This is a genomic window from Aeromonas veronii bv. veronii, from assembly GCF_000820225.1.
Classification (GTDB): Bacteria; Pseudomonadota; Gammaproteobacteria; order Enterobacterales; family Aeromonadaceae; genus Aeromonas; species Aeromonas veronii.
The window spans coordinates 95,360-110,915 of the sequence record NZ_CDDK01000025.1; the positions used below are offsets into that span (position 1 = coordinate 95,360).

The 15,556-nt window shown below is 56.9% G+C and carries 17 protein-coding genes; 4 read left to right on the forward strand and 13 right to left on the reverse strand.

What is annotated here, in order from left to right; genetic code table 11:
* Nucleotides 1–45: 45 nt before the first annotated feature.
* The 7 genes from nhaR to rppH form a co-directional block, all read right to left on the reverse strand.
* Nucleotides 46–978: a transcriptional activator NhaR gene (nhaR, locus tag BN1139_RS10725; protein ID WP_005340434.1), complete on the reverse strand. Its 933-nt coding sequence runs from the start codon at nt 976–978 to the stop codon at nt 46–48.
* Complete coding sequence (locus tag BN1139_RS10730) at nt 965–1,372, reverse strand: Rossmann-fold NAD(P)-binding domain-containing protein (protein ID WP_005348920.1); 408 nt, start codon at nt 1,370–1,372, stop codon at nt 965–967. The genes nhaR and BN1139_RS10730 overlap by 14 nt, the downstream gene beginning before the upstream one ends.
* Nucleotides 1,369–2,559 (reverse strand): Na+/H+ antiporter NhaA, encoded by a 1,191-nt coding sequence (gene nhaA, locus BN1139_RS10735; protein WP_005348917.1) that lies wholly within the window; start codon nt 2,557–2,559, stop codon nt 1,369–1,371. The genes BN1139_RS10730 and nhaA overlap by 4 nt, the downstream gene beginning before the upstream one ends.
* A gap of 223 nt (nt 2,560–2,782) precedes the next feature.
* Nucleotides 2,783–3,577, reverse strand: a complete 795-nt coding sequence (thyA, locus tag BN1139_RS10740; protein WP_005340427.1) for a thymidylate synthase — start codon at nt 3,575–3,577, stop codon at nt 2,783–2,785.
* Nucleotides 3,577–4,401, reverse strand: a complete 825-nt coding sequence (lgt, locus tag BN1139_RS10745; RefSeq protein WP_031227775.1) for a prolipoprotein diacylglyceryl transferase — start codon at nt 4,399–4,401, stop codon at nt 3,577–3,579. Before lgt ends, thyA begins: the two co-directional genes overlap by 1 nt.
* Before the next feature lie 67 nt (nt 4,402–4,468).
* On the reverse strand, nt 4,469–6,748 hold the full coding sequence (ptsP, locus tag BN1139_RS10750) for a phosphoenolpyruvate--protein phosphotransferase (RefSeq protein ID WP_005348914.1): 2,280 nt from the start codon (nt 6,746–6,748) through the stop codon (nt 4,469–4,471).
* Between the two features lie 14 nt (nt 6,749–6,762).
* On the reverse strand, nt 6,763–7,290 hold the full coding sequence (rppH, locus tag BN1139_RS10755; protein WP_005340421.1) for an RNA pyrophosphohydrolase: 528 nt from the start codon (nt 7,288–7,290) through the stop codon (nt 6,763–6,765).
* Nucleotides 7,291–8,023: 733 nt separating this feature from the next.
* Here rppH and mutH point away from each other — a divergent pair.
* Both mutH and BN1139_RS10765 read left to right on the forward strand, forming a co-directional pair.
* Complete coding sequence (gene mutH, locus BN1139_RS10760) at nt 8,024–8,698, forward strand: DNA mismatch repair endonuclease MutH (RefSeq protein ID WP_005348911.1); 675 nt, start codon at nt 8,024–8,026, stop codon at nt 8,696–8,698.
* A gap of 80 nt (nt 8,699–8,778) precedes the next feature.
* Nucleotides 8,779–9,102 carry an isoamylase early set domain-containing protein gene (locus tag BN1139_RS10765; RefSeq protein ID WP_005348910.1) on the forward strand — a complete coding sequence of 108 codons (324 nt, stop codon included), beginning with the start codon at nt 8,779–8,781 and terminating at the stop codon, nt 9,100–9,102.
* Between the two features lie 108 nt (nt 9,103–9,210).
* Here the strand turns inward: BN1139_RS10765 and rplS are convergent, their stop codons facing one another.
* From rplS to ffh, 5 genes are all read right to left on the reverse strand, one after another.
* Nucleotides 9,211–9,558 (reverse strand): 50S ribosomal protein L19, encoded by a 348-nt coding sequence (gene rplS, locus BN1139_RS10770; protein WP_005313505.1) that lies wholly within the window; start codon nt 9,556–9,558, stop codon nt 9,211–9,213.
* Between the two features lie 32 nt (nt 9,559–9,590).
* Entirely contained in the window at nt 9,591–10,340 is a 750-nt protein-coding gene (trmD, locus tag BN1139_RS10775) for a tRNA (guanosine(37)-N1)-methyltransferase TrmD (RefSeq protein ID WP_005340400.1), read from the reverse strand.
* Between the two features lie 34 nt (nt 10,341–10,374).
* Nucleotides 10,375–10,896 carry a ribosome maturation factor RimM gene (gene rimM / locus BN1139_RS10780; protein WP_005348909.1) on the reverse strand — a complete coding sequence of 174 codons (522 nt, stop codon included), beginning with the start codon at nt 10,894–10,896 and terminating at the stop codon, nt 10,375–10,377.
* Nucleotides 10,897–10,920: 24 nt separating this feature from the next.
* Nucleotides 10,921–11,169, reverse strand: a complete 249-nt coding sequence (rpsP, locus tag BN1139_RS10785; protein WP_005340392.1) for a 30S ribosomal protein S16 — start codon at nt 11,167–11,169, stop codon at nt 10,921–10,923.
* 177 nt (nt 11,170–11,346) lie between these two features.
* A complete protein-coding gene (gene ffh / locus BN1139_RS10790) occupies nt 11,347–12,723 on the reverse strand; it encodes a signal recognition particle protein (RefSeq protein ID WP_005340391.1) in 1,377 nt (458 codons plus the stop codon).
* A 202-nt stretch (nt 12,724–12,925) separates the two neighbouring features.
* Here ffh and BN1139_RS10795 point away from each other — a divergent pair, with 202 nt between their 5' ends.
* Together BN1139_RS10795 and BN1139_RS10800 are read left to right on the forward strand one after the other, a co-directional pair.
* Entirely contained in the window at nt 12,926–13,714 is a 789-nt protein-coding gene (locus tag BN1139_RS10795; RefSeq protein WP_005340390.1) for a cytochrome C assembly family protein, read from the forward strand.
* Nucleotides 13,715–13,756: 42 nt separating this feature from the next.
* Nucleotides 13,757–15,037 carry an HlyC/CorC family transporter gene (locus BN1139_RS10800; RefSeq protein ID WP_005348906.1) on the forward strand — a complete coding sequence of 427 codons (1,281 nt, stop codon included), beginning with the start codon at nt 13,757–13,759 and terminating at the stop codon, nt 15,035–15,037.
* Between the two features lie 40 nt (nt 15,038–15,077).
* Here the strand turns inward: BN1139_RS10800 and BN1139_RS10805 are convergent, their stop codons facing one another.
* On the reverse strand, nt 15,078–15,548 hold the full coding sequence (locus tag BN1139_RS10805; RefSeq protein WP_005340388.1) for an Rrf2 family transcriptional regulator: 471 nt from the start codon (nt 15,546–15,548) through the stop codon (nt 15,078–15,080).
* Between the last annotated feature and the right edge of the window lie 8 nt (nt 15,549–15,556).

Sequence of the window (15,556 nt, forward strand, 5' to 3'; positions counted from 1 at the left end):
TCTCCTCTACCACTCATCGCCGATGATACGTGGTGACGGGCCGTTTTAAAACGACAGGGTGGCCGGCTGGATGGCGGAGAAGTTCTCCTGGCCGGAAAAGAGAAAGGTAAAATCGCTCTCGCAGACCCGCTTCACCGCCGGATGCTGGATCATCCGCTCGGCGAAGATGACGTAATACTCCTCCATCAGATCCTGGGTTTCCCCGATCAGCATCACCCCCTCCCCCTCGAGGATCTCCTCCCGATAGATGGTGGGAGCCATGAAGATGCCCTGATTGAAGAAGCCAAACGCCTTCATCAAGGCGGCATCATCAAACTCGCCAAGAATGCTGGGAGAAACCCCCTGCTGCTCGAACCACTGGGTCAGCTGACGCCCCATGGCAGTACGGCGACCGGGGATCAGTAGCTTGCGCTCTTCCAGACAGGCGGGAAAAGGCTTTTCGGGCAATGGCGCCTTGCAGAAGAAGCTGACGCCACAGCCGCCCAACCGCTTGGAGAGCAGCCCCGCATGTTGGCTGGAGTCCACCGGACAGTCGGAGAGGATCATATCGAGCTTGTGTTCGCTCAGCTGCTCCAGCAGCAGTTCGTGGGTCGATTCGAAACAGCGCAGATGGATGGATCCATCATTGGGGATGACAGAGAGCAGCACGCGGCTGGCCAGGCGCTTGGAGAGTGCATCGGCGATGCCGACGTCGAACAGGATCTGGCTCTCCTTGCGGTAGTTGACGATATCAAGCATCTCGTAGGAGAGGCTGAACATCTTGTCGGCATAACGAAATACCAGCTGGCCCAGCTCGGTTGCCTCAAGGGAGCGCCCCTTGCGTTTGAGCAGCTTGCCACCGAGGCGCTGCTCCAGCAGCTTGATCTGACCGGTGACGGTTTGCGGGGTCAAAAAAAGGGCTTCCGCTGCCTGGGTAACGGAGCCCTTCTTCTGAGTCATCCAGAAATAGTAGAGATGGTTGTAGTTAAGGTGTGACATCCGATGGGGTTCCCGCTTGACGCGGACTCCGGTAGCAGCTGAGTTCAACCGCCAGAATGTCATACATGTCGCTAACCGAGTCAACCTTGTTCGCGCCAAACTGCTCCATCAGACTGGCCTTGAGGCGTGCCTTGTCAGGCATCCGGTCAGCGCAATAACGCTTGTTGGAACGCTTTACCATCTCGCCAGCCCGGCTGCTCAGCGCCCGCTCGGAGAAGGTCTCGCCAAAGCGCGCCTTGGCCTGCTTGTCCCCCAGCAGCAGGGCGCTGTCTACCACCCCGTTGAGATAGGCAGAGCAGTTCGCCGAAGTGGCGTCCTGCTTGCAATCCTCCAGCCCGCCGGCCCATGCCGCGGGGCTCAACAACAGCATCAACAACCCTGTATGCAGCTTCATAGTCCCTCCGTACTCTGTTCCCCTTCACCCTTGGGAAGGGCCATGCGCAAGGCCAGATAGCCGACTACCGCCGCCATGGTGGAGCCCACCAGGATCCCGAGGCGAGAGTAGCTGCCGTAATCCAGCCCACCGTGCTCGAAGGCGAGCGACGCGATAAACATCGACATGGTGAACCCGATGCCACAGAGGATGCTGACCGCAAAAATCTGCTTGAAGTTGACCCCAGGCGGCAACTGGGCGATGCCCAGCTTGACCGACAGCCAGCTGATGGTGAACACCCCGAGCGGCTTGCCGATAAACAGCCCCAGCATGATCCCCATAGGTACCGGACTCAGCAGGGAGGAGAGACCAATCCCTTCCAGCGATACCCCTGCGTTGGCAAAGGCAAACAGCGGCAGGATCAGATAGGCACTCCAGGGGTGCAGTTGATGCTCCAGATACTTGAGCGGCGAGGCGTAACGCTTGCCGTTAAGCGGAACCATAAAGCCCACCACTACACCCGCCAGGGTCGCATGGACGCCAGACTTGAGCACCGCAACCCAGAGCACCAGACCAACCAGCATGTAAAGGCTGATCCTGTCCTCACCACGGCGATTCATCCAAAGCAGGGTGAGGGTTGCCAGAATACCGATGGCCAGCGCCTCCAGCGACAGCTGCTGGGTATAGAAGAGCGCGATGATGATGATGACACCCAGGTCATCCATGATGGCCAGCGCCAACAGGAATACCTTGAGGCTCACCGGCACCCGCTTGCCAAGCAGCGCCATCACCCCGAGGGCAAAGGCGATGTCGGTCGCAGCCGGGATCGCCCAGCCAGCGCGCGCCACTTCATCCGAATAGTTGAAAAAGGCGTAGATCAAGGCCGGAGCCAGCATGCCGCCCACCGCCGCAATAGCTGGGAAGGTCGCCTGAACCCGGGTCGAGAGCGCCCCTTCCAGCATCTCTCGTTTCACTTCCAGGCCAACCAGCAGGAAGAAGATCGCCATAAAGCCATCGTTGATCCAGAGCAGCAGCGGCTTGTTGATGTCGAGGGCCGCAATGCGCACCTGCACCGGCGTGTCGAGAAACGCCTGATACCCGCCAGCCAGCGCGGTATTGGCTAAAATCATTGCCAGCATGGCAGCCATGATCAGAATAATTCCGGAGGCGGCCTCCAGCTTCAGGAACTTTTTGATTACGTCACTCATGGTTAAATTTTCCACTGTATTGCTTTGGTTTGAGTCTATCTCCTGCAACAACCAATGGAAAATCGTTTCTTGCTGCTCAATACAACGAAAAAACCGAAGGCAAAATAGAACATACCTGCTATAAGCAGGTTTTTCCTCGTCTCTGGCTACCGTCTGATTAATCAATAAAATGAATTTTCAATTATTAAACTGCATAAAAAAGGCGCCCTGAGGCGCCTTTCTATCAGATGGCGACGGGCGCCTTGATGCCGGGGTGGGGGTCATAACCCTCGATCTCGAAATCCTCGAACTTGTAGTCGAAGATGGAGTCAGGTTTGCGCTTGATCACCAGGGTCGGCAGCGGGCGCGGCTCGCGGGAGAGCTGCAGCGCAGTCTGCTCCATGTGGTTGGAGTAGAGATGCACATCACCGCCAGTCCAGACGAAGTCACCCACTTCCAGATTGCACTGCTGGGCCATCATGTGGGTCAGCAGGGCGTAGCTGGCGATGTTGAACGGCAGGCCAAGGAATACATCACAGCTGCGCTGGTAGAGCTGGCAGGAGAGCTTGCCGTCCGCCACATAGAACTGGAAGAAGGCATGGCAGGGAGCCAGCGCCATCTTGTCCAGTTCGCCCACGTTCCAGGCGGATACGATGATGCGGCGCGAATCCGGGTTGTGCTTGATGTCATCCACCGCCTTCTGGATCTGGTCGATGACAGACCCGTCAGCCGCAGGCCAGGAGCGCCACTGCGCGCCGTAAACCGGCCCCAGATCGCCATTCTCGTCGGCCCACTCATCCCAGATGCTGACGCCATTTTCCTTCAGATAGGCGGTATTGGTATCGCCATTGAGGAACCAGAGCAGCTCGTGAATGATGGAGCGCAGGTGGCACTTCTTGGTGGTCACCAGCGGGAAACCTTCCGCCAGATTGAAGCGCATCTGATGGCCGAACAGGGAGACAGTACCGGTGCCGGTACGGTCTGACTTGACGGTGCCCTCATCGAGGATTTTCTGCATCAGGTCGAGATAAGCTCGCATTATTTCGCCTCCTTCACGGCATTACCAAACAACTGCGGACGCTTGTAGGCGGCCCAAATCATCAGGGCACCGGCGATAATCATCGGGGTGGAGAGGATCTGGCCCATGCTGATCTCCTGGAAGTAGAGACCGAGCTGGCTGTCCGGCTGGCGCACAAACTCCACCAGGAAGCGGAACAGGCCGTAGAACAGCAGGAACATGCCGGAGATGGCGCCGCGCGGCGGATTCTTGCGCCAGAACAGGTTGAGGATGATGAACAGCACCACCCCTTCCAGTGCGAACTGGTAGAGCTGGGAGGGATGACGCGGCTCAGGACCCGCCTCCGGGAAGATGATGGCCCAGGGCACATCGGTGACCCGGCCCCACAGCTCGCCGTTGAGGAAGTTGCCGATCCGGCCAACGCCGAGACCAAACGGAATGAGCGGTGCCACAAAGTCGGCCACGGTGAAGAAGTGGCGCTTGGTCTTGTGGGCAAACCAGATCATCGCGGTGATCACCCCGATCAGCCCACCGTGGAACGACATACCGCCGGTCCAGATCTTGAACAGATAGGTGGGATCCGCGAGGAAAAGATCGAAGTTGTAGAACAGCACGTAACCGACACGGCCACCGAGGATCACCCCGAGGAAACCATAGAACAGCAGATCCGACACCTCGTTGCGGGTCCAGCCGCTGTTCGGTGCATCGGCGCGACGGCCAGCCAGCCACATGGCAAAAGCGAAACCGAACAGGTACATGAGACCATACCAGCGTACCGATAGTGGTCCCAAACTGAATGCTACGGGATCAATCTGCGAGAAAACCCAATATCCATCGTGCTGCATATGCGGCCCCAGTCAAAATAAAAGCCGCATTTTCCGATCATTCGTCAGCAGGGACAAGGCATGATTATCAATCACTCTGTTTCGATTTATGACCGGCTCGCAGCAAACCGCCCAAACCATGCTCCTCCAGATAGCGGGCAAACAGGCCGCGCAGTACGTGGGGGTTGTCATGTTTGAGGCCATCGGCCATCAGTTCGGTCAACTCGCTCAGGGTGGATTGACGCAGCACGTACTTAATCCGGGCGATATTGTGGGTGTTCATACTGAAGCGGCGATAGCCCATGGCCAGCAGCAGCAATACACCGACCGGATCACCGGCCAGCTCGCCACAGACCGACACCGGCTTCTGGTAGCGGTGGGAGGCATCAACCAGCTGTTGCAGGGCGCGGATCACCGCAGGATGGAAGGCATCATAGATGTTGGCAACCCGGGAATTGTTGCGATCTACCGCCAGCAGGTACTGGGTCAGGTCGTTACTGCCCACCGACCAGAAATCGATGAGCGGCGCCATCTCCGGCAAGATAAAGAGGGCTGAGGGCACCTCGATCATCACCCCGAGGCTGGGGTAGCGGATCACTGCATCGCGGCTCGCCGCCTCTTCCGACACCTCTCGCCACGCCTGATCCAGCAGACGACGGGAGGCCTTGATTTCGCTGACGCTGCTGATCATCGGCAGCATGATGGCCAGATTGTCCAGCCCTTCACTGGCCCGCAGCATCGCCTTGAGCTGCACCAGAAACAGTTCGGGGTGATCCAGGGTGATCCGGATCCCCCGCCAGCCAAGGAAGGGGTTTTCCTCGACGATGGGGAAATAGGGTAGCGGCTTGTCGCCGCCCACATCCAGCGTCCGCATGCAGACCGGCCGGTTGCGGTAGGTCTCCAGAATGCCGCGATAACGGGCTGTCTGCTCCCACTCTGAGGGGAAGCTCTCCTGCAGCATAAAGGGGATCTCGGTGCGATAGAGGCCCACCCCGTCCGCCAGCTGGTTGAGGGAGATCTCGGTATCGGCACTGAGCCCGGCGTTGAGCAGCAGAGAGACCTTGGTGCCATCGGCGGTTTCAGATGGCAGGTTGTCGACGCTGCGCACTAGGGTATCGAGCGCCCGCTCTTCGCTCAGCAGCTGACGATACTCGGTCAGGATCACCTGATTGGGCTCGATGAAGAGATCACCACTATAGCCATCGACGACCAGCATGCGACCACCGATGTCACCAAGGGGCAGATCAACCCCCATGATGGCGGCCACCCCCATGGCGCGGGCCAGAATGGCCGCGTGGGAGTTGGTCCCCCCCTTGAGCGAGACCACCCCGGTCAGATACTCACGGGGCACTTCCGCCAGAATGGTGGCCGTCACCTCGTCGGCAACCAGCACCACCGGCTCACCGATGGAGATATGTTCCGGTTCATTCTGCACCAGTCGGCTGATCAGCCGCTGGGCAATATCCTTCACGTCGGTGGAGCGCTCCTGCAAGTAGGGATCCTTCATCCCCTTGAACTGCTCGATCAAGCGATCGCTGATGAGCTTGACCGCAGAGACCGCAGTCCAGTGCTCCTTGCTCACCTTGTTGCGAATGGGCTTGATGTAGCCGGGATCGCTGAGCAGATGGAGGTAGATATCGAAGATCGCCACCGAATCCTGGCTGTAGCTCTCTCGAAAACGCAGCGCCAGACTCTCCAAGTCGTGCCGCACTTCCTCAACCGCCAGCTCCAGCCGCGCCAACTGGCTGGCATGGTCTTCATCCTTGCGCGGGGTAATGGACGAGAGCGCCTTGCGGGGCCGCCACACCCAGGCCTTGGCCATGGCGATGCCGCTGGCACCGGCAATACCGCGCAGTGGCTTGCTCCAGTCGGTCTTCTGCAACCACCCCTTGGCCTGCGCCTGAGCGATCCGCGCCGCCAGCTGGGCCGCCAGGGTGACCATGAAGGACTCTTCCCCCTCATCGAAGCGGCGGCTCTCCTTCTGCTGCACCACCAGAATGCCGACCACCTGACGCTGATGCATGATGGGAGCGCCGAGGAAGGAGCGGAACGCCTCTTCGGCCACATCGGGCAGGAATTTGAAACTGGGATGCGCGGGGGCATCAGCCAGGTTGATCAGCTCTTCTCGCTGACCCACCAGACCGACGATGCCCTGCTCGTAGGGCAGAGTCACCTTGCCGACTGCGGACGGGGCCAAGCCGTCGGTAGCCGCCAAGCGATAGCGGCGCACCTCGGGTTCCGAGACATAGACGGAGCAGCAGTCCACTGCCATGGCGTGCCGGGTCTGGCTCACCAATGCCTGCAAGGCCTGCTCGAGGGTATTGGCCTCGGCCATGCTCTCGACGATACGTCTCAGTTCCGTTAACAACTAATCTGTGCTCCTTAACGGGCGCGGTTGCGCCGCCCATCTTTCTTGTTGACCTGCACTGCCGGCACCGGCATCGCCAGCGGGGCAAACTCTTTCATGACCCGGCGGTAAACCTCCCGCTTGAACGAAACGACCTGACGCACCGGGTACCAGAAGCTGACCCAACGCCAGTCGTCAAATTCGGGATGGCCATGACAGCCGAACTGGATCCGCGACTCCTTGCCCGAATTCAGCTGTAACAGGAACCATTTTTGTTTTTGGCCAATACAGACCGGTGAACTGTCCCAGCGGACAAGACGTTTGGGTAAACGGTACTTTAGCCAGTTACGACTGGTGGCCATGATGGTCACATCTTCGGGCTTGAGGCCAATCTCCTCATACAGCTCTCGATACATGGCCTGCTCTGGCGTTTCACCATCATCAACCCCCCCCTGCGGAAACTGCCAGGAGTGCTGTCCATAGCGTTTAGCCCACAACACTTGTCCTTCACGGTTACAGATCACGATACCGACATTGGGACGAAATCCGTCGCCATCAATCACGTGATCACCTTATAAAGGCTGAATCTATAAGGAGATTGTTCCACATTCACTCCGTGGCAGCAAACAAGGAGTGAATCCCCTGTTTCATGAATAACTTTCAATTTCAAACATACTTATAAACAAATCCAAGGATCCACGCCCCCAAGTTGCCCACCCAGGCTGTGCATAAAGCTGTTAGCAAACGGGTATATACAGTACTTTTTAACTGTACGCGAAAAGTAACTCTTCGTATCACCACGCGACATAAAATATAAAAAATCATTATTTTTTATAAACTTGAGATAAAACAACTGGATCTAGATCCATGTTCCCCCAAGAGTCAGATCCATGATCCGGATTGTGAACAAGTTCAACTGCTCAAAGATCCACCGCGGCGAAATTATCCACAGGAGTGGCACAATATCTACCCCGTTTAGCCTGTAAAAATGGGGTGGCATTCACAATTTTTTGTAACATATCAGCGACTCCACCCACTTTCATCCACTTATCCAAGATTTCTGTGGATAACTGTGTGTAACATCATGCACAAACCCTTGGACAACTATTTAGAGGTCAAACCAGACCAGGAACACTATTCGATAAAATAGACAAAACCCTTTAAAATCATAACGATGAGCTGATAGCCCCCAAATTCTCTGCATTTGATCTTATCCACTCAGGATCGGTTATAAAAACAGCGATCCTTCTCGGGATCCTCCCCTGTTAGAATATGGCGAGCAAGATGGAGCCAACTATGCCAAGCAATCCCCAATCCGAGCAGGAGTTATTGAGCCGCGCCTATGCCATGGCCGGCTTCACGCTGGCGCAGCTGGCCGCCGAGGCTGGCGTCGCTGTGCCCAAAGACCTGCGCCGTGACAAGGGGTGGGTCGGTCAGTTGATCGAGCTGCAACTGGGGGCCAGCGCAGGGAGCAAGCCGGAGCAGGACTTCCCGGAGCTGGGGATCGAACTCAAGACGATCCCCGTGGATCCTCAAGGCAAACCGCTGGAGACCACCTTCGTCTGCGTTGCCCCGCTGATCGGCGTCAGCGGTCAGCGCTGGGAGGAGTCCAACGTGCGCAACAAGCTCTCCCGGGTGCTCTGGATCCCGGTGGAAGGCAGTCGCGAGATCCCGGTTGGCGGGCGGCGAGTCGGCATGCCGCTGATGTGGAGCCCGAATGAAGAGGAAGATCGGCTACTGCGTCAGGACTGGGAGGAGCTGATGGACATGATAGTGCTGGGAGAAGTGGAGCAGATCAGCGCGCGCCACGGCCAGGTGATGCAACTGCGGCCCAAGGCGGCCAACAACAAAGCGCTGACTCGCGCCATCGGCCGCGATGGTCAACCCATCATGACCCTGCCCCGTGGCTTCTATCTCAAGATCGACTTCACCCACAGTTTGCTGCAACGCTATTTTGCCTTACCGACTTGATCTGCCTTATCAACATCTTTGTCATATGGTGGTATAAAAATAGACAGGAGCCATTTTTAACTCACAGACAAGGAGGCGTCATGCCACTGATCAAACAGTTTTTGAAGTCCAAGCCCGAGGTCAAGGTGACCTTTGCCGTAGAGAAAGAGGCAGCTGCAGGGGCGGAACAGGTGATGCTGATCGGCGAGTTCACCCAGTGGCAACCGGTCGAGCTGAAGCGCATGAAGAGCGGCGAGTTCAAAGCCACCCTCAATCTGCCGACCGACGGCCCGGGGTACTTCGAATATTGCTACCAGCTCATCACACCGGCAGGGGAAACCCTCTACGAGAATGACTGGGCAGCGGATGACTATGTGCCAGGCCCCTTCGGGCGAGACAACTCGGTAGTTCGGGTCATCCAGTAACGGCTCCCAGATAGCCAATAGACGGATACAAAAAAGGCTCGCCATTGGCGAGCCTTTTCACTACCTGTCGAGCTATTTGCCGACATACCGACACCAATTCGAATCGAATTAGTTGAGCTTCTCTTTGATACGAGCAGCTTTGCCGGACAGGTTGCGCAGGTAGTACAGTTTGGCGCGGCGAACATCACCACGACGCTTCAGTTCTACACTGTGGATCAGCGGAGAGTGAGTCTGGAATACACGCTCAACACCTTCGCCGTTGGAGATCTTGCGAACGGTGAAAGCAGAGTGCAGACCGCGGTTACGCTTGGCAATAACGATGCCTTCGAAAGCCTGCAGACGCTCTTTACCACCTTCTTTAACACGAACTTGAACACGTACAGTGTCGCCCTGGGCAAAAGCCGGGATGTCGGTACGCAGTTGCTCTTGTTCAAGCTGCTGAATAATCTTGCTCATTGTCTTTCCTTACCTAGGATAAACTGAAAACTCTACTTAACGCTGTCACGCACTTCGCGGACATACTCGGCAAGAAGTGATTCTTGCTCGTCAGTCAGAGCTAGGTTGTTAATAAGTTCCGGCCTTCTTTGCCAAGTTCGTCCGAGCGACTGCTTGAGACGCCAGCGTCGAATCACTTCGTGATTGCCGCTTGTCAGCGCCTCGGGCACCGCCAATCCATCCAACACCTCCGGCCGAGTGTAGTGGGGATGATCCAGCAAGCCATCCGTAAAGGAGTCCTGCTCGGCACTGGCCTGATCGCCCAAAACCCCGGGGACCAGACGCGAAACCGCATCGATCAGGGTCATGGCAGGCAACTCGCCACCACTTAACACGTAATCCCCGATAGACCACTCTTCGTCGACTTCGGTTTGTATCACGCGTTCATCGATACCTTCGTATCGACCGGCTACCAGAATCAGTTTCTGATTCGTCGCCAACTCGGTTACGCCCGCTTGAGTCAGCTTGCGTCCCTGAGGAGAGAGATAGATGACTTTCGCCCCGTCTCCCGCCGCTTGCTTGGCTGCATGAATCGCGTCACGCAGCGGCTGAACCATCATTAACATGCCGGGCCCACCACCATAAGGACGATCATCGACCGTACGGTGTTTGTCGTGGGTAAACTCCCGGGGGTTCCAGCACTCAATCTGCAGCAGGCCACTCTTGACGGCCCGACCCGTTACCCCGTGCTCGGTAATGGCTCGGAACATTTCAGGGAAGAGGCTAATGACCCCAATCCACATAAGAAACCTCCGGCACCCGTGTTAGCGCGGGAAACTAGAAACCAGGATCCCAATCAACTTCGATTGTTCGAACAGTCAGATCAATATTCTTGATCACCTGCTCTTCCAGGAACGGAATCAACCGCTCCTTTGCACCAAAGGCATCTTTTACATTGGCCTCAACCACCAACACATCGTTGGAGCCGGTTTCCATCAATTCGGTCACCTTGCCCAGGTCGTATCCCTTGGTGGTTACCACGGAGCAACCAATCAGGTCACGCCAGTAGAACTCACCTTCAGGCAACGCAGGCAACAGATCGGCGGGTACGCCAATCTCGACATTGGTCAATGCCAGGGCATCTTCGCGCACATCGATACCATCGAGTTTGCAGATCAGACCCTTGTTGTGACGTTTCCAGGATGAAACCCGAATTTCACGCCACGCCCCGTTCTGATTAATCAGCCAGGGGTTGTAATCGAAAATCGCTTCGGCAACATCGGTGAAGGAGTTCACTTTAAGCCAGCCCTTGATGCCATAAACGGTACCCAGGGTGCCCAGAACTACAGGTTTTTCCACCTTAACTCCTTACCGTTGGGCTGATTAAGCAGCTTTTTTAGCGTCTTTGATCAGCTTGGCAACGCGGTCAGAAACAGCGGCACCAGTAGCAACCCAATGCTCGATACGAGCCAGGTCCAGGTTCAGCTTTTCAGCTTGGCCAGCAGCAACCGGGTTGAAGAAACCAACGCGCTCGATGAAGCGACCGTCACGGGCGCAACGGCTGTCAGAAACTACTACCTGGTAGAACGGACGCTTTTTCGCGCCACCACGTTGTAAACGAATGGTTACCATATCGTCCTCATTAACATCTAATGAACAAGGCCCGCAAACACGCGGACCCTAGCTTAAAATAAGCCGCGTAATTCTACTTGGATTCGTAATAATTGCAACCAAGCCAGCCATTTTTTGCGCAGAGCGGCAATGAAAAGGGGCCTGCCGCTGCAGACCCCCATCAACACGCAGGCCGGATCAGAACGGGCCGCGACCGCCACCGAAACCGGGGGGCATCATGTTCTTCATCTGGCTCATCATCTTGCGCATGCCGCCTTTACCGGACATTTTCTTCATCATGCGCTGCATCTCGGTGAACTGCTTGAGCAGCTTGTTCACGTCCTGCACCTGCATGCCGGAACCTGCGGCGATACGGCGTTTGCGGGAACCCTTGATGAGATCAGGGTGGGCGCGCTCCTTGGGCGTCATGGAGCTGATGATCGCCTCCATCCGCACGGTGAGCTTATCATCCATCTGATCTTTCACGTTATCCGGCAGCCCGGACATGCCGGGCAGCTTGTCGAGCATCCCCATCATACCGCCCATGTTGCGCATCTGGGCCAGCTGCTCGCGGAAATCTTCCAGATCGAAACCCTTGCCACTCTTGACCTTGCTGGCCAGCTTGGCCGCTTTCTCTTTATCGACGTTGCGCTCGACTTCCTCGATCAGAGAGAGCACATCGCCCATACCGAGGATACGGGAGGCGAGACGATCCGGGTGGAACGGCTCCAGCGCATCGGTCTTTTCACCCATACCGATAAACTTGACCGGCTTGCCGGTGATGTGACGCACCGACAGGGCGGCACCACCTCGGGCGTCGCCGTCCGCCTTGGTAAGGATCACGCCAGTGAGCGGAAGCGCTTCGTTGAACGCCTTGGCGGTGTTGGCGGCATCCTGACCGGTCATGGCATCCACAACGAACAGGGTCTCGACCGGCTTGATAGTGGCATGCAGATCCTGGATCTCGGCCATCATCTCGCTATCAACGTGCAGACGACCGGCAGTATCGACGATCACCACGTCATAGAATTTCTTGCGCGCCTGATCGATGGCGGCGGTGGCGATGTCGACCGGCTTCTGGCTGGCATCGCTGGGGAAGAAGTCGACACCGATGTCGCTGGCCAAGGTTTCCAGCTGTTTGATCGCCGCCGGACGATAGACGTCGGCACTGACTACCAGCACCTTCTTCTTGCTGCGCTCTTTGAGCAGCTTGGCCAGTTTGCCAACCGTGGTGGTCTTACCGGCACCCTGCAGACCAGCCATCAGGATGATGGCGGGCGGCTGGGCAGCCAGGTTGAGCTGTTCGTTGGCCTCCCCCATTACGGTGACCAGTTCACCGTGCACAATCTTGATGAATGCTTGGCCCGGGCTCAGGGATTTGGCCACTTCCTGCCCGACTGCGCGCTCTTTGACACGCGCCACGAAATCACGCACGACCGGCAGGGCGACATCCGCCTCGAGCAGCGCCATGCGAACTTCGCGCAGGGTTTCCTTGATATTGTCTTCGGTCAGGCGACCACGGCCACTGACATTGCGCAAGGTGCGCGAGAGTCGTTCAGTCAAATTCTCAAACATGACGGATTCCGGTTCTTGGCGTAATAAATTGGGGGCATTATAACCCAGAGCGGGCGCGAGGACGATTATTCGCCGCACCGCAGCAGCAGGGACCTTCTCCCTATATATGGGCAGATCGGCCGTTGCACAACTGGCGAGCACTTCTCGTGCAAGGTATACTGCCCCTCTTACCCTCAAAAGCTTGTGCAACAACGACCTGGTTATGATCGTAATCTCTGTTCTGGCCCTGGCGTTTTATCTGCTGGCCATCATCGCCTCCCTGCATCTGTTACTGAGCGCCAAGCCGGTGGGACAGCGCTCCCTGTTTGCCTGTATCGGATTGGCCCTGATCGCCCACGCCAGCGCCCTCGGTTCAGAGGTATTGCAGAGTTACGGCCAGAACCTGAGCATGCTCAACGTTGCCTCGCTGGTCAGCCTCATCATCAGTTGCTTCATGACCTGCGTGACCCGCCGCTTCAACGGCTGGATCCTGCTGCCGGTGGTCTACAGCTTCTCGGCCCTGCTGTTGGCGGCCAGCGCCTTGATCCCGGGTCGCTACATAACCCATCTGGAGGCCCACCCCCAGCTGTTGCTGCACATCGGCCTCGCCCTGATGGCCTACTCGGTATTGATGATCGCCTGTCTGTTTGCGCTGCAGCTCGCCTGTCTGGACAAACAGCTTAAATCGAGAAAAATCAGCAACCTGCCAGCCATGCCGCCACTGATGACGGTGGAGAAACGACTGTTTCAGTTGATCTCTGCAGGGGTGCTGCTGCTGACACTCTCCATCGCCTCCGGCCTCTTCTTCCTCGAAGATATGTTCGCCCAGGGCAAATCCCACAAGGCAGTGCTCTCCATCCTGGCATGGTGTGTCTACGTTCTGCTGCTGTGGGGTCATCACACCTATGGCTGGCGCGGCCGCAAAGTCATCACGCTCAGTCTGATCGGCAGCTTCATCCTGACTCTTGCCTACTTTGGCAGTCGCTTCGTCAAAGAAGTGCTGTTGAGCTGACACCTATACTCTTTTAGCCATACCATCCAACAGGAGCCCTTTTTGGACAGCATCTCAACGAGTACATTACTGATTGTTCTCGTTATCTTGATCCTTCTTTCCGCCTTTTTCTCCAGTGCCGAAACCGGCCTGATGTCCATCAACCGCTACAAACTTCGGCATCTGGCACAGACCAAACACAAAGCCGCACGTCGCGTCGAGCAACTGCTCGCCCGCCCCGATCGCCTGCTGGGACTGATCCTGATCGGCAATAATCTGGTCAATATCCTCGCCTCCGCCATCGCCACCATCGTCTGTATCCGGCTGTTTGGTGATCTCGGGGTCGCCATCGCCACCTTCGGGCTGACCCTGGTGGTACTGGTATTCGGTGAAGTGACCCCCAAGACCCTGGCCGCCATGTTTCCGGAGAAGATCGCCTATCCCGCCTCCTGGATCCTCAAGGGGCTGATGGTGCCGCTCTCACCGCTGGTCTGGCTGATCAACGGCATCACCAGCGGCCTGCTCAAGATGCTGAAGATCAATCCCAACAAGGATGACTCCCTCAACACCGAGGAGCTGCGCACCATCGTCAATGAGGCGGGTAACCTGATCCCCCAGCGTCATCAGGAGATGCTGTTGAGCATTCTGGATCTCGACAAGATGCTGGTCGAGGACATCATGGTGCCACGCAGCGATATCTACGCCATCGACATCAACGATGACTGGAAGAGCATCCAGCGTCAGCTGGCCCACTGCGCTCACACCAAGATCCTGCTCTATCGCGACAATATCGACGACGTTGTCGGATTTTTACACGCGCGCGATGCCCTGCGGCTGGTAGCCAGAGACCAGTTCAACAAATCGAGTCTGTTGCGGGAAGTGGACGAGATCTACTTCATTCCGGAAGGAACGCCGCTCAACGTGCAGCTGGCCAAGTTCCAGCGCAACAAGGAGCGAATTGGCCTGATCGTCGACGAATACGGCGACATTCAGGGGCTAATCACTCTGGACGATATTCTGGAAGAGATCGTGGGCGACTTTACCACCTCCATGACGCCAGCGCCGAGCGACGAGATCCACCCCCAGTCAGATGGTTCTTATCTGGTCGAAGGCTCAGCCAATATTCGTGAGCTGAACAAGGAGATGAACTGGCACCTGCCCATCGACGGCCCGCGCACCCTCAACGGTCTGATCCTCGAATATCTGGAGGAGATCCCCCAGCCCAACATCGGGATCCGGCTGGCCGGTTATCCTATCGAGATCCTCGATGTGGAGAACAATATGGTGAAGATGGCGCGGATCATGCCGGCATCGTACCGGGCGGAGTCGGATTCGCAAGATTGAAAAAGGGCTGCCAGTGGCAGCCCTTTTCTATTGCTCATCGTCATTGCTCATCTTCATCATCCGGTTCCAGCACCAGCGTCGGGATCAACTCGCCAAACACCCGTTGCAACTCGTCGCGGTTGGCCAGCAGGTCTTGCAGCGTATAGCTGTCCATCACCGCCAGAAACGCATCCATCGCCTCTTTCAGCGCACTCTTGAGCAGACAGACAGAGACGATGTGACAAGCGGGCGAGCCGCAGTCAATGCCGTCCAGATTGCCTTCCAGTGCCCTGATCACCTGCCCGATATTGATGGTGGCGGGATCGCAAGCCATGCGAATACCGCCATTCTTGCCCCGCTGGGATTGCAGATAGCCCAGCTTCACCAGCTGATTAACCACCTTCACCATGTGGTTGCGGGAAACGCCATACAGGGCCGATACCTTGGCAACGCTCGACAACTCCCCTTCCGGCAGGGTGGCAAGATAGAGCAGGGCTCTCAATCCAAAATCTGTATAACTGGTTAGTCTCATAAAACCTG

Coding starts and splice junctions, on each gene's coding strand:
- nhaR (WP_005340434.1), bottom strand. CDS start 978: ATGTCACACCTTAACTACAACCATCTCTACTATTTCTGGATGACTCAG.
- BN1139_RS10730 (WP_005348920.1), bottom strand. CDS start 1,372: ATGAAGCTGCATACAGGGTTGTTGATGCTGTTGTTGAGCCCCGCGGCA.
- nhaA (WP_005348917.1), bottom strand. CDS start 2,559: ATGAGTGACGTAATCAAAAAGTTCCTGAAGCTGGAGGCCGCCTCCGGA.
- thyA (WP_005340427.1), bottom strand. CDS start 3,577: ATGCGAGCTTATCTCGACCTGATGCAGAAAATCCTCGATGAGGGCACC.
- lgt (WP_031227775.1), bottom strand. CDS start 4,401: ATGCAGCACGATGGATATTGGGTTTTCTCGCAGATTGATCCCGTAGCA.
- mutH (WP_005348911.1), top strand. CDS start 8,024: ATGCCAAGCAATCCCCAATCCGAGCAGGAGTTATTGAGCCGCGCCTAT.
- BN1139_RS10765 (WP_005348910.1), top strand. CDS start 8,779: ATGCCACTGATCAAACAGTTTTTGAAGTCCAAGCCCGAGGTCAAGGTG.
- rplS (WP_005313505.1), bottom strand. CDS start 9,558: ATGAGCAAGATTATTCAGCAGCTTGAACAAGAGCAACTGCGTACCGAC.
- trmD (WP_005340400.1), bottom strand. CDS start 10,340: ATGTGGATTGGGGTCATTAGCCTCTTCCCTGAAATGTTCCGAGCCATT.
- rpsP (WP_005340392.1), bottom strand. CDS start 11,169: ATGGTAACCATTCGTTTACAACGTGGTGGCGCGAAAAAGCGTCCGTTC.
- ffh (WP_005340391.1), bottom strand. CDS start 12,723: ATGTTTGAGAATTTGACTGAACGACTCTCGCGCACCTTGCGCAATGTC.
- BN1139_RS10795 (WP_005340390.1), top strand. CDS start 12,926: ATGATCGTAATCTCTGTTCTGGCCCTGGCGTTTTATCTGCTGGCCATC.
- BN1139_RS10805 (WP_005340388.1), bottom strand. CDS start 15,548: ATGAGACTAACCAGTTATACAGATTTTGGATTGAGAGCCCTGCTCTAT.